Origin of the sequence: Blautia sp. MB18-30 (assembly GCF_023669475.1) — a bacterium.
Classification (GTDB): Bacteria; Bacillota; Clostridia; order Lachnospirales; family Lachnospiraceae; genus Blautia_A; species Blautia_A fusiformis.
The window spans coordinates 82,249-95,741 of the sequence record NZ_JAMOYY010000013.1; the positions used below are offsets into that span (position 1 = coordinate 82,249).

Annotated in this window: 13 protein-coding genes and 2 pseudogenes; all 15 read left to right on the top strand. The window is 42.4% G+C overall.

The window, feature by feature from the left end:
• Positions 1-15 precede the first annotated feature (15 nt).
• Positions 16-432: a metal-dependent transcriptional regulator gene (locus NCY57_RS08075; RefSeq protein ID WP_006428313.1), complete on the top strand. Its 417-nt coding sequence runs from the start codon at positions 16-18 to the stop codon at positions 430-432.
• Positions 433-462: 30 nt separating this feature from the next.
• Entirely contained in the window at positions 463-1,182 is a 720-nt protein-coding gene (locus NCY57_RS08080) for a winged helix-turn-helix transcriptional regulator (RefSeq protein ID WP_173773852.1), read from the top strand.
• A 272-nt stretch (positions 1,183-1,454) separates the two neighbouring features.
• Positions 1,455-1,895, top strand: a complete 441-nt coding sequence (locus tag NCY57_RS08085) for an ECF-type sigma factor (RefSeq protein ID WP_173773850.1) — start codon at positions 1,455-1,457, stop codon at positions 1,893-1,895.
• 56 nt (positions 1,896-1,951) lie between these two features.
• Positions 1,952-2,446 carry a DUF3846 domain-containing protein gene (locus tag NCY57_RS08090; RefSeq protein WP_173773847.1) on the top strand — a complete coding sequence of 165 codons (495 nt, stop codon included), beginning with the start codon at positions 1,952-1,954 and terminating at the stop codon, positions 2,444-2,446.
• Positions 2,447-2,975: 529 nt separating this feature from the next.
• Entirely contained in the window at positions 2,976-3,701 is a 726-nt protein-coding gene (locus tag NCY57_RS08095; RefSeq protein WP_173773845.1) for a DUF4240 domain-containing protein, read from the top strand.
• Positions 3,702-3,722: 21 nt separating this feature from the next.
• Positions 3,723-5,699, top strand: a complete 1,977-nt coding sequence (locus NCY57_RS08100) for an ATP-dependent DNA helicase (RefSeq protein WP_173773843.1) — start codon at positions 3,723-3,725, stop codon at positions 5,697-5,699.
• A 169-nt stretch (positions 5,700-5,868) separates the two neighbouring features.
• The gene (locus NCY57_RS08105; RefSeq protein ID WP_015533399.1) at positions 5,869-6,987 is read left to right on the top strand and encodes a tyrosine-type recombinase/integrase; all 1,119 of its coding nucleotides are present in this window, start codon (positions 5,869-5,871) and stop codon (positions 6,985-6,987) included.
• A gap of 12 nt (positions 6,988-6,999) precedes the next feature.
• Entirely contained in the window at positions 7,000-8,751 is a 1,752-nt protein-coding gene (locus NCY57_RS08110) for a tyrosine-type recombinase/integrase (RefSeq protein WP_173773841.1), read from the top strand.
• Entirely contained in the window at positions 8,744-10,261 is a 1,518-nt protein-coding gene (locus NCY57_RS08115) for a tyrosine-type recombinase/integrase (RefSeq protein WP_006428321.1), read from the top strand. Before NCY57_RS08110 ends, NCY57_RS08115 begins: the two co-directional genes overlap by 8 nt.
• On the top strand, positions 10,227-10,610 hold the full coding sequence (locus NCY57_RS08120; RefSeq protein ID WP_015533403.1) for a DUF6262 family protein: 384 nt from the start codon (positions 10,227-10,229) through the stop codon (positions 10,608-10,610). The genes NCY57_RS08115 and NCY57_RS08120 overlap by 35 nt, the downstream gene beginning before the upstream one ends.
• A 286-nt stretch (positions 10,611-10,896) precedes the next feature.
• Positions 10,897-11,319 (top strand): cupin domain-containing protein, encoded by a 423-nt coding sequence (locus tag NCY57_RS08125; RefSeq protein WP_006428324.1) that lies wholly within the window; start codon positions 10,897-10,899, stop codon positions 11,317-11,319.
• A gap of 26 nt (positions 11,320-11,345) precedes the next feature.
• Positions 11,346-11,672: pseudogene (locus tag NCY57_RS17150) on the top strand (carboxymuconolactone decarboxylase family protein); the annotation flags it as partial.
• A 111-nt stretch (positions 11,673-11,783) separates the two neighbouring features.
• A pseudogene (locus tag NCY57_RS17155) lies at positions 11,784-12,059 on the top strand (cupin domain-containing protein); the annotation flags it as partial.
• 10 nt (positions 12,060-12,069) lie between these two features.
• Positions 12,070-13,074 (top strand): aldo/keto reductase, encoded by a 1,005-nt coding sequence (locus tag NCY57_RS08135; RefSeq protein ID WP_021650152.1) that lies wholly within the window; start codon positions 12,070-12,072, stop codon positions 13,072-13,074.
• 21 nt (positions 13,075-13,095) lie between these two features.
• The gene (locus tag NCY57_RS08140) at positions 13,096-13,287 is read left to right on the top strand and encodes a hypothetical protein (protein ID WP_015526519.1); all 192 of its coding nucleotides are present in this window, start codon (positions 13,096-13,098) and stop codon (positions 13,285-13,287) included.
• Positions 13,288-13,493: the final 206 nt, after the last annotated feature.

A 13,493-nucleotide genomic window follows, 5' to 3' on the forward strand; every position in this document is an offset into this window, starting at 1 on the left:
CGAAAGGAGCTGCCTATGAAACTTCATACTGCCGGAGAGGATTATTTGGAGGCCGTGCTTATACTCCAAAAGAAGCTCGGTATGGTGCGCTCTGTGGATGTTGCCCGGTACATGGAAGTTTCAAAACCCAGCGTATGTTACGCAGTAGGAACTTTACGAGAGGGTGGCTTTTTGACAACAGACGAAAACCATTATATACACCTGACCGACCTTGGCTGGGATGTGGCTGAAAAAATTTACGAACGCCATTGTTTTTTTACTCATCAACTTATATCCGTTGGAGTTAATCCACAAATTGCAGAAGTTGATGCTTGTCGCATGGAACATGCAGTCAGTGATGAAAGTTTTCAAAAACTGAAAGAGCATGCGATGAGAGAGATTGCTTCACAAAAAATTGACAATACATTTGATGATTTTCCTGTGAAGAAGTAGAAAATGTTGCTTTGCTAAAATAGATTAAATATGAAAGACACAAAATACAAGATATTAGCATATTTTGACAATCAATCATATCGAAAACTATTCAATGAGATAAACTCAGATTATGCAGAAAATCTACAAATTTTACTGCATAATTTGAGTTTATTTTCTTATGATGTGCTTATAATAGGAGTGATCCTTTATAAAGAGAACATAAGTAATATTATATCTGCTATTAGAAAAATAACGCAGATACCAATTATTATTTTGACGGATGCTTCCTCTTTATTGTGTATGTCATGGAAAAAAGAATTAATATACGCTGGTGCAGATTGTGTAATGGATATAAATAGCACTATAGAAGAAGTAGATCTGCAGATTTTTTCATTGGCACGACGAAATAATAAACAAAAAATAACTCAAAAGCAATCCGAAACGATGATTGATAAGGGAAAACTTGTAATGGATCATAAGAAACATAAAGTATTTTGGAATAATGTAGCGTTACATTTAACACGACAAGAATATAATTTTTTATACTTATTAGCGGTGACACCGATGAGAGTATACACATTTGAACAGATTTACCAGCTCGTATGGAAAGATTATTCTGTTGGTGATATTAAAAATATCATCTGGTGTCTGGTAAAGCGATTGAGAAAAAAGTTGAATGTCGTTGAAGACGGTGCCGGGAATTGCATTGTCAGTGTCAGGGATATAGGTTACAAATTTGAATTGAATAATGAAAACGAACAGCAGTAAGGCGAATAATCCGTAAAAAGATTGTTCGTCTTATTTTATTTGTGCTGGAAAGAAGGTGATAAAAATTGACCGTCAATTGACAGGTTTCTGACCGTTAACTGACAGGTGCATCCGATACACTGTGCCTTTGTAAAGATATGATTACAAAGGAGATCCGTGTTTGCAGGGAAACAGCAGAGATGCCGGACATTCCTGTGGACAGGAAGAACGAGCCAGATCACCGCCACACTCCGATTTGATTTCACAAAAATTCAGATCGGAGGAAAAGATAAGTGGCTTATAACAAAGCAAAAGAAGAATATAGATGGAATCAGTGGAAAGCAGAGGAAGAACAGATCCTGCGTGAACAGGGCGTGGAAGAAGAGACGATCCAGAAGCTCAGGGAGTATGACTGGGAGGATTTCAAGGCAGAGCGGAGATTCCGGGAACACCAGACCTCGCTTCTGGACTGCATGGAACTGCTCCTGGAAGAAAAAGAAACGAAAGAATCCCAGCCGGAGAGCGTGGAAGCTCTGCTGGATACCGTGGAGAACGAAGAACTGCTTCAGATCCTGTTATCAACTGATAAGAAAACTCTTCAGATGATTGTCCTGAAGATGATGGGATATGCACCAAAAGAGATCAGTCATCACATGGAACTGCCGGAGCAGACGGTTTATACAAGACTGCGGAGATTAAGGGAAAAGATCAAAAAGTCCATGAAATTTGAATAAAACAAAAGGTTCTCATCGGCTGACTATTAGAACGAACAGACAGGAGGATTGATACGATGGATGAGAAAGAAGTGTCCGAAATGCAGGAAGAAATGATGACGGTACTGGTAGTTGAGCCGATGAAAGCACCTTATGTCAAAAGCATCCCGAATGAGCTGGAGAATCTGCAGCAGGCAGTAGGCGGTGACATTGAAATGACCTATCCGTTTGAAGATGAAGTTGGAATCCTTTTAAACGGTAATGGAAAATTTGAGGGATTGCCACTGAATCGGGCGTTATATGATGACCACGGACAGATTTATGATGCCATAGCCGGAACTTTCCTTGTGGTAGGGCTGACAGAAGATGATTTTACTTCGCTGACACCGGAGCAGATTGAAAAGTTTAAAGAAAAATATCAGTCACCGGAAATTTTTAATCTGTTTAACGGAGAACTCCATGTGATGAAGATGCCGCCGCAGGAACAAAAAGAACAGAAGAAAAGCCAGAAGAACGATGCACAGCAGAAGCATCCGGCAAAGAAGAAAAAAAGATCCGGGGATGCAAGATAAAAAAATTTTTCTGTAGGATGAATAAAAATATACACTGCCATCGGCTAGTAAGCAGAGGGACATCCCTCGGCTGTTCTTTGGCAAGTGAATATCGGCACTACAGGTACGTTCCCAACCGTAGAAGCGTGACAGCATGAGCGCCATGATTAAGTATAGGGTAAAGATTCTTAGACTTGGAGCGAGGAAGCATAGCTGTGAATAAGGCGGTGGCAGCCTTTCGCCAGGATCACGGACGGGGGATAATGATACACGTTACCAGCCAAAGAGCGGAAGATGGACTCCGGGTTGTAATCAGAAAGACCCTCAGGACATCTGTGAGAGGCGGCAGGCCAGCCGCCCGCCTGTAGTGTCCCCTTTCCCAGAAGAAAAGCAGGGATGGTTCCGGGGGTGCGAGGTTAAATGCGGAACAACAAGATAAAATAACAGAAATCAATGAAGAAGTGTGTCGTTGATATCAGATACCATGCGGCTGTGGGAAACTACAGCCGCATTCCTGTGGTATTAACGTCACATCAAGGGGAGAGAAAAGATGCAAGAAACAAAAAGAAGTGGAATGAGCAAGGATCAATTCTGGAATCTGATTGAAAAGGCAAAGGAAGTCTGTGGTACTGATCTGGATGCTTCAGCAGTATGGATTAAACAGCAGCTTTTCTATATGACACCGGAAGATGTCCTGCAATTCCACAATCTTGTTTACAGTTACCGGGATGCGGCTTATAAGTACGGCTTATGGACAGCGGCAGGTATTATGATGGAAGCAGGGTGCAGTGATGACAGTTTTTCCGATTTTCGGATGTGGCTGATCGCCCAGGGAAAAGAAGTTTATCTGAATGCCTTAAAAGATCCGGATTCCCTTTCCGGCGTGACTCCGTATGGGTACTGTAGTTTTGAAGCGTTGGGATACATCTCATCGCAGGTCTACAGTGCCATGAAAGGGAAAAATATCTATCAGGACAGTACGGCAAGAATGCAGATGGAATGTTATGAGCAGGTGATCCGGGATATTGTGTACCATCCCATGATCGAGTATCCGCTGGAATTACCGGAAGCAATGGTGGTATATCCGAAACTCTGTGAATGCCATTTGTCCGAGCAGGTAAGGAAAGCTCCTCAGAAAGTAAGGACATGGAATGTTTCCCGGACGGATATCCGAAGGATGATGGCAAGAGGGAATGCTGCCATAAAGAAAATGCAGGAACAGGGACAGAATACACCGGAAGCGACCAGACTCGTCCGTAAGGGTACGGTAAGATAAGCTTTCTGGCAAGGAGAAGTAATGTGTTATAAAAATGAATATCAGAAAAGGGCACATGGCGAAGTGGAACAGATCTTTCGGGAGCTTCTACCGGAAGCCGGGCTTCACGTAAGAGAAGAACAGATCCGTCTCTGCCATGAAATGCTGGATGCCCTTATGAAAAATGAGATCACGCTCTGTGATGCAGGAGTGGGCATTGGAAAAACCTATGCCTATCTGACTGCCTGCATCCTGATGCGGAAATATAGTGTACTGCATTCCGGTTATTCGGGATGTGACAGGCGGCCTGTGGTGGTATCCACTTCCAGCATTGCCCTACAGAAAGCTATCATAGAGGAATATGTTCCTTTTTTATCGGATGTACTGTTAAAAGCAGATCTGCTTCAGGGAGAATTAAAGGCAGTTGTCCGCAAGGGAAAGGAACATTTTGTGTGCGATTACAGGCTGGCCCAAAGACTGGAGGCAGTCCGGGATAAGAATAAAAATCAGGCACAGATGGAGGCATTGAAGTCCCTCCGGCATAACTTTGATTTAGATTCCGTACATAACCTGAGCGGTTTTGACCGCAGGCTGGTGTGCGTACCGAAATTCTGCTCCAGGGAGTGTCCGGGGAAAGCAGGATGCCGTTATCAGAAATATTTGGATGTTTCCAAAAAAGAGGAAGTTTTTATACAGATATGCAATCACAATTATCTTCTGGCAGACGCCATGCACCGGATGAATGAATACCGGCCTCTGCTGGCAGATTACAGAGCATTGGTAGTAGATGAAGCACATAAGCTCCCAGAAGCTGCCAGCCAGATGTATGGGAGAAGTATTGGAAGAGAGGATGTGCAGGAAATCTCGTATTTCTTAAACAGGGAGCATAAAAGTTCGGAAGGTAAGAGACTACAGGATTGGTTTAATACACTTTCAATGGAAATCCGTAAGGATCAGGCCGGGATGGGAGATGACATAGCTGGAAAAGAAAATTTCTATTTTCCGGCAAAGTGCCGATCTTCTCTGGAGCAGGTAAGGGGGAATCTCAGTCTTATGCTTAAAAGACTTGCTGGAAATGTCCCTTACTGGATCTTCCGGCGGCTGGAAGAGATGGAAGAGCTGTTCGGCTGGTTTCTGAAGAAGGATACCAGATACGTTTTATTTCTTCAGCCAGACGGCAGGGGAGATCCTGTGTTTATGGCTGTTAGCAGAGAGATTCCAAGGTTTCTCCATGATTCCTTATGGGAAAGGGGATTTCCCTCGATTCTCACCAGTGGAACTTTAAAAGCCGGAAATGGGTTTGTAAGGACCAGACAGATGACCGGGCTGGAAAAGAAAAGCAGAGTCCGGGAGTGTGTAGCAGAATCCCCATTTTGTTACAGAGAGAACTGTCTGCTTTATATTCCTGAGAATTTAAAAGCGACGCTCAAGGGAAGCCGGGAAGAGGCCGAGCAACTTGCAGGCCAGATCCGTGATCTGGTGTGTTCTACTTTTGGGCATACACTGGTACTGTTTACATCTTATACCCTGATGGGAAATGTGCAGCAGCTCCTGCGGGATCAGATCCCGTTCCCGATGGTGCAGGTATGGAGAAACTCACAGGAAGAAATCGCACGGTTTAAGAAGATGGAAAATGCCGTTCTGTTTGCAGCCGGCTCCTGTTGGGAAGGTGTGGATTTTCCGGGGGATATGGTATCGTCCCTGATCATTGTAAAATTGCCGTTTGCTGTACCGGACCCCATCCATGAAGCACAAAGGGAACAATACCGATCACTGGAATCCTACATTCAAAATGTTGTTGTTCCAGATATGCAGAAGAAACTGCGCCAGGGATTCGGACGGGCGATCCGGACGGAGCAGGACACCTGTGTAGTGTCCATTTTAGACCACCGAGCGGCAAAGAAAGGAAAGTACCGGGGAGATGTTCTGGACGCCCTGCCAAAGTGCCAGATGGCAGAAAAAATCGATGAAGTAGAGGACTTTATCCGAAGCCGGAAAGTGGAGCGTTACTACAGCTGATAACATCCGTGGTGTTGTTGGTTCTGCCCAGATCTGGACAGAAAATAAGACAAAAAGTTTAGTGGTATTTCAGGAGCGGTTTTGAACGAATTGGTGGTATTTGTGATAGCTTTATCGGCATGAGTTGGGTATACTGTGTATAGCGTTAGAGGAAAGGAAGTGAGCAGGAATGAGACGATATGAACTGGAAAAAGAAAGAGAGGGTTCCACCGTTTATTTCTTTATCAGAGATGTGGAAACACTGGATATCGTCCTGCTTCCAACCAAATATCTGATGCACAAGATACGGAGTAAATGTTCACCGAATACGGTGCGGCGCTCCGCACTTGCAATCCTGTACTATCTGGAATACATCCATGAAAAGAAAAAGGAATTGACAGACGTATATCAAATGCCTTATGTTGAACAGACAAATCACTTTGTGGAATTTTTATACTGGCTGAAAGCCGGGAAGCATACCAGAGATAAAAATCACAGATCTCCAAACAATGGAACCTGCAACGCATACTTAAGAGATGTGTTCAGGTTCTATCTTTTTATAGAAGAAGAGTACCAGCAGTTCGGGGAGCTGAAAGTCCTGTCCTATAATTATTTTGTAGCCGTGGATGCAGTAGGCGTAAAGAAAAGCATACGATCAAAGAGTTTCAAAGGCTATTTAAAAGAGGAAGAGCATAAGGCGAGAGCAGCAAAGAAAGATGAAATTGTGGAAATCTTGAAAGCGTGTACCAATATAAGAGATCGGCTTCTCATGCTGCTTCTGGCAGAGACAGGCTACCGAATCGGTGAGATCTTAGGAATTGATTACAGTAAGGACATTGATTATCAGAACCACATAATCCGGGTATATTTCCGTGAGGACAATGAAAATGGAGCGAGAGCAAAGAATGCAGAATACCGAAGTGCGAAGATCAGCAAAGATACCTTCGGCTTTTTAAATCTGTATATCGCAGAGTACCGAAAACTACTTCAGCACCAGACAAGCCTGTTTGTGAATATTTCCGGGGATAATATCGGAAAACCAATGAACGTGGAAGCAGTATACTCCATGCTAAAAAGAATGGATAAGAAAACAGGGATTAAGATCACGCCTCATATGCTCCGGCATTACTTTGGAAATGAGCGGAGAAAAGCAGGATGGTCGCTGGAACTGATACAGCTGGCCTATGGACACCGCCACATCCAGACAACCATCAATTATCTGGACATTGTGGATGATGAACTGCTGGATGCCAGCCAGGAATTCTACGAGAAACACTCCTCCCTGTATGGGATTGAGGAATTGCTATAGGAGGTGGTTTTTATGCCTGCGTTTTTACAGTCTTTTATAGAGGCAGAACAAGAACGGAGCAGGCGGATTGAGCAGCTACGAAAAGAAATCCGGGAGTTTGCAAAAGAGGAAGCAGGAAGTTCCATTACAGAACAGATTCTGCTGTTTCTGGCAGATGAGATGGTAGAACATCTTTCGGAAATAGATTATGAACTGCGAATGAAATTTGAATTATACATAACACCGCTGATAAAGCGAAATTACATTTACCGATATACCGGAACGTTCGACCGGATACGGCAGGCGTACATCCGGGAACGGATGAAAACTCCGGCTGGACAGAGGGAATGTGAATGGAAATATAAAAATGAAATACTTTTTGTTCCATACCACTCAGATCCTATAATCGTAAAGAGTGTGGAAACGGTACGGTGTCGGAGCAACATGGTCTGGAATTTTAAAGCGGCAGCCAGTGAGAAACTGAAACGTCAGATTTTTACCGTGCTGGAATATATTCTGGAGAATTATGAAATTTCCAGACTGAGGGAATATAAACTGACCGGGCTACAGCTTTTTTACGAATTTTGCATCCGGGAGCAGATTACAGATATCCAGCTTCTGGAGCTGGAACAGGAAACAGCATTTCAGGACTACCTGAAGCAGAAAGTCGAGAAAGAGCAACGGCGAAAACGACTGAAGAGCATTGTGGAAACTGCCCGTAAAGTGATTTTTATAGAAACTGATGAAACAAGATGGGATGCTACCATCTGGTATTTAGAGCGGTTTCGTATTGCCAAAGAAAGAATAAACCAGAGTGACAGTATAGAAAAAATATCATTTCAGGAAGTTTTACAGCCCAAGAATCGATTGCTGCTTCAGGAATATATGAAGTACGAAATTGGAATCGGAGAACTGGCGCTCAGTACGGTGTACGAAAGATTCCGAACCATTCGAAATTTTTTGCAGGAGATCAGCGAACTGGAAGTTACCAAGTGTGATGCCAGCCTGATTGATGTATATTTAAAGAATTTGCAGAATGGTGCTATGGGAGCAAAGACATTTAATACCAATGTTTCGGGAATACAGTTTTTTATGAAATTTCTGGAAGTAAAGGGGTATATAAAAAAGGTTCCGTTTTATGCATCGTATTACTTGGAAAAACAGATCCCAGTCCACCATGACAGAAGTGTGGAAGAGGATGTGTATATGGAAATTATCCAAAACCTCTCACAGTTTCCTGAACACCTGAGAATGATGTTTTTACATCTCTGGTGTGTGGGACTCCGGATCAGTGAGGTCTGCACCTTAAAAGGGGATGCGTATTATATCCAGAATGGTGACTGCTGGATGAAGGTCTACCAGGTGAAAATGAAAAATTATAAAAGGGTTCCCATTCCGGTAACATTGTATCGTCTGATGCAGGTTTATCTGAAAAAGCACCCTACCAAAAAAGAAGCATACATTTTTCGGAATCGGAAAGGTGGAGCATTTTCCAAAAGCACCTTCATGGGGCAGATGAAAAAATACTGCTCCCAGATAGGCATACAGAATGGAGAATATATTTTTAAGTCTCATGATTACCGACATACCGTAGCAACCAATTTTTATGAGCATGGCGTATCAATCCAAAGCATCCGGGACTATCTGGGACATACGTTTGAGAAAATGACCATGCAGTATATAGATTATATGCCAAGAAAAATTGCTAAAGAAAATGACGCATACTTTGAGGAAGAGGAAAACAGCCTGCTTGCCTGTATGCAGAAAGGAGAGAAGCATGGATAATAAACTGAAATTCCAACAACTGGAATGTTATAAGCTGGCTACCGATGAGCAAAAGGAAAAGCTGAATAAGGAACAATATTTTGATCTGGATAAACTGCCGGGAAACCAGCTTCAGACAGAATTTGTCGAATACATTTACTACCGTGGAACGCAGGTATCCATCCTGACCATAAAAAGGGAAAGGCATTATTTTAACAGCTTATGTGAATTTTTTCAGAAGTCATCCCATCAGGAGAACAGCCTGCTTGACAGAGAAAAAGACTTCTGGATAAAGCAGTTGAAAATGTGGATGATACAAAACGGTAGGGCTTTGACGAAGCATAAAGTGACGAACATTCAGACTGAATCGGTGGAAAAAGCTGCCCTGATCCGGTATTTTGAAAGCCTTCTGGAATTTACACTGGATCGATCAGAAACCAATGAGCTGGCAAAGGATATCTGGCATCTGGAAAGGCTTCCGCTTATCCTGCGGACAAATCCGATTGTCAACCATAAGACACTAAATTTCAGAGGAATCCGGCAACCAGATATTCGGGAAGAAGTAAAAAAAGCAATTTACCATCATCTGAAAACCGAAGCCCTTGGCAGTATAAAACGTGAACTGTCCGCAATGAATAAATTTTCAAAGTATTTGGATGAAAAGCATTCCAAGATCAGCACCTGCGAAGAGATTGACCGGGAGATCATAGAACAATTTTTAATCAACATCAAGGTAGAATCAAACGGAGGGAATGGCATCCGGGATGACCTGCTAAAGCTTCGAAATGTGCTGGAAACAATCGGAAAAATTTATGATTTTCCACATCTTACAAAACTGTTTTTAAAATCTGATTTTCCGCCAGAACGGAAAGCAGAATTCAAATCTTATTCGGACAGTGAGCTGAAAAGACTGAATGCCCAGATTGTAAAAATGGAAGAGCAGATAGCAAGGGCAATGATCATCCACCAGATGCTTGGAACCAGAATTTCCGACACGCTGACCTTGCGGAAAGACTGCCTTTATAAACATGACCGTCAGGATATGATTATCATATACCAGCCGAAAACAAGAAGATATGAAAAACCGATCAGCCGGGAGCTGGCACAGCTGATTGGAAAGGCAGTCAGTTATGCAAATGAGCATTATCCTGAAAGCATTTATATCTTTGCGGACGAGAACAAACCGGAGAGACCAATCAGTTACCAAACCTTGCAGGATAAAGTGCTTCGAATGATCTATGAAAAAGATATCCGGGATGACAGCGGAAACTTATTCGGATTTGGAACGCATATGTTCCGGCACTGCTATGGGGTAAAATTAACGGAACTCCATGTGGATGACTGGACGATAGCGAAGCTCCTGGGACATAAGGGAGTACGAAGTGTCCAATATTACCGAAAAATGAGCAATCAGCGGATGGCAGATGAAACAAGAGAAGTTAGAAATTTTATGTCACAGATTATACTGGCAAGTCTGGACGGATGGGGAGAAGAATATGAGCAAATACGACAAGATGCTGGAATTGAATAAAAGAAAGAGCGAAGAAAAAGTGGAACGGGCAGTCCTGACAATACGGACAATGGTGTTGGAGAGAGAAAAGGTGTCCGTACCAGCACTGATGCAAAAGACTGGTTTATCTAGAGGATTCTTTTACAAGAATCCGATTGTAAGAGGTGAGATTGATGCAGCAATGGAACAGCAGGCTGGTATGGTGGATCCAAGGAGAAACATTATCAGTCAGGCGATGGAAGCGGAAATGAATCTGCTCCGGCAACAGCTACAGAAACTGAAAAGCGAAAATGAGAATCTAATAAAGGAAAACCAGAAGTTAAAAAAAGCACTATCCAAGAAAGAGTTGAATCTTATCAAACAGATTTAAGCTATATCATAATGCAAAGTAGGTCTGCCAGAATACAGCAGATCTGTTTTGCATTGTGATATAGAAACAGATTATGCTTAAAAGGCATTAAGCAACCCATGATAATGGGTATTGGACATAGAAAGTAATATGGGTGTATGATGGAGCCGATAAGAAATAGAGCGTACCTGAAAAGCAAACTGCCACAGGAAAATTATGAACTTTATGTAAAAAGCTGCAAAGTCTATTGACCTGGAGTTTACTTCAGGTTGTACCATAAAAGAAAAAGAGCAAGGAGGAATTTTTTATGGATATTGAACAGATGAAAAAAGACTTAGGTGGAGGTAACGTATTTCCAATCGGTGAAGAAAATGTAGTATTTGCAAAATATTTTACAGGTGAGTGCTATCTGAATATGCTTACAACAGAGAGAGTACCAGTTGGTCTCGTTACTTTCGCTCCTGGAACCATCAATGCATATCACATCCATCATAAAGGTGGACAGATCCTTATGGTTACTGGTGGAAGAGGATGGTACCAGGAAGAAGGAAAGCCGGCTCGTGAGCTGAAAGCCGGAGATGTAGTAAATATTCCACCAGAAGTAAAACATTGGCATGGAGCAGCGAAAGACAGCTGGTTCCAGCATCTGGCTGTTGAAGTTCCGGCAGAGGGTGCTTCCAATGAATGGCTTGAGTTTTTACCGGAAGAAGAGTATAACAAATTACCATAAAGCAAGAAAGACGGAGGTTTAGTATCATGGCAAAGATCACACAGACAGCGGGAAGAAATGCTCTGGGAACATTTGCCCCGGAGTTTGCACATTTTAACGATGACGTTCTGTTCGGAGAGAACTGGAATAACGAAGATATTGATTTAAAAACAAGAAGTATCATCACAGTCGTAGCACTGATGGCACAGGGAATCACAGATTCCTCTTTGAAATTCCATTTACAGAATGCCAAGGATCATGGGGTAACGCAGAAAGAAATCGCAGCGATTATCACCCACGTAGCATTCTATGCAGGCTGGCCAAAAGGCTGGGCAGTGTTCAACCTTGCAAAAGAGGTTTGGAACGAGGACGAAACAGAGGAATAACCTGGCAAAACTGCTCGTCACGAAAAGTTCGCACAAAGCACAGACGTGTATGCCGTTAAAGCCAGTAACTACAAGGGATTGCGAATAGGGAGTCCAGTTTAATGCAGGAATAATTGGCATATTCATCATGCAAAAAGCGGTGGCGGGCAGATCTTAGTATGTGTAGCCGGCCGAGGGTTTTATCAGGAAGAAGGCAGGGATGCGGTAGAAATGAAACCGGGTGACTGTATTAACATTCCGGTAGATGTAAAGCACTGGCATGGGGCCGCTCCGGATGAATGGTTTTCCCATCTGGCAATTGAGGTGCCGGGAGTGGATTGTTCCAATGAGTGGTGTGAGGCGGTATCGGAGAAAGAGTACGCTGGATTAAGATAAGGAGAGCACTATGGAATACGGTAAACTCGGAAATACAGATATAGAAGTGTCAAAATTATGTGTGGGCTGCATGAGTTTTGGGAAAGCTGGAACCATGCATGACTGGACGTTGGATGAAGCTGAAAGTGAGAATGTTATCAAGCATGCACTTGATTTGGGATATAATTTTTTTGATACAGCAAATGGATATTCAGCAGGAACAAGTGAGGAATATTTAGGTAAAGCATTGAAGAAAAATGTAGCGAGAAATCAGGTTGTGATTGCATCCAAGGTATATTTTAATGAAGGTCGTTTATCAAGACAGGCAATCATGAGGGAAATAGATGGAACTCTGTCACGTCTTGGAACCGACTATCTTGATTTATATATCATCCATAGATTTGACTATGATACACCAATTGAAGAAACTATGGAGGCACTGCACGATCTGGTAAAAGCAGGAAAGGTCAGGGCACTTGGTGCATCTGCCATGTATGGATATCAGTTTTATAATATGCAGTTAGCCGCAAGAGACAATGGATGGACACCATTTTCTGCGATGGAGAATCATTATAATTTGCTTTACAGAGAGGATGAGAGAGAATTGCTACCAATTTGTAAGCAAATGAAAGTTTCGTTAATGCCGTATAGCCCTCTTGCAGCCGGACATCTGGCAAGACCACAGTGGAAATCAGAGTCTCTTCGTGGAACCACGGATAGGGTTGCCATGGGAAAATATGATAAGACTGAAGCGGAAGACATGCAGATAGTTAAACGTGTAGCGGAGCTTGCCGAAAAGTATAACTGCAAAATGTCCCAGATAGCCATTGCATGGCAGTGGGCAAAGGGAATTCTATCGCCTATTATTGGGGCAACCAAAACGCAGTATCTGGATGATTCAGCCGGAGCATTTGACATTAAATTAACTGCCGAAGACCTTGCATATCTTGAAGAGCCATATGTTCCACATGAGATAGTTGGTGCAATTGATAAAAATCCGGCACAAGGTGTTATTTTGCTTGATGAAAAGAAATAATAAAGAACTAGGTGTAGCCATATGAAGAAATATTTATCAGTTATTCTGGAAATTATCCTCACAGCCTGTCTGGTTGCATGTGGTAGTTCTAACAAGGATTCCGTGAACGATGATAAACAAGAGGTAAGACTGGGAAAAATGAATATGCCAGAGCGTGAGGTTGTAGAATTGCTGAGTAACGGAGACGTAGAATTAAAAATTTCGAAAGAATGAAATTACTGTTTTTCTATACGAAGAGCTCGACAGATTTTAGATAATTGCGATCTGTGAAGGATTTGCAATTTTAGGAATGATATTTTTGATTATCAGTTGATAGTCAACTTCCAGTTGATATTTCACTTATTTTAGGAAATTTAATAACTGTTATAGTTGATTATCAAATTCCTCACAAACCCTTGAAAATACTAAGTTTGTAGCAA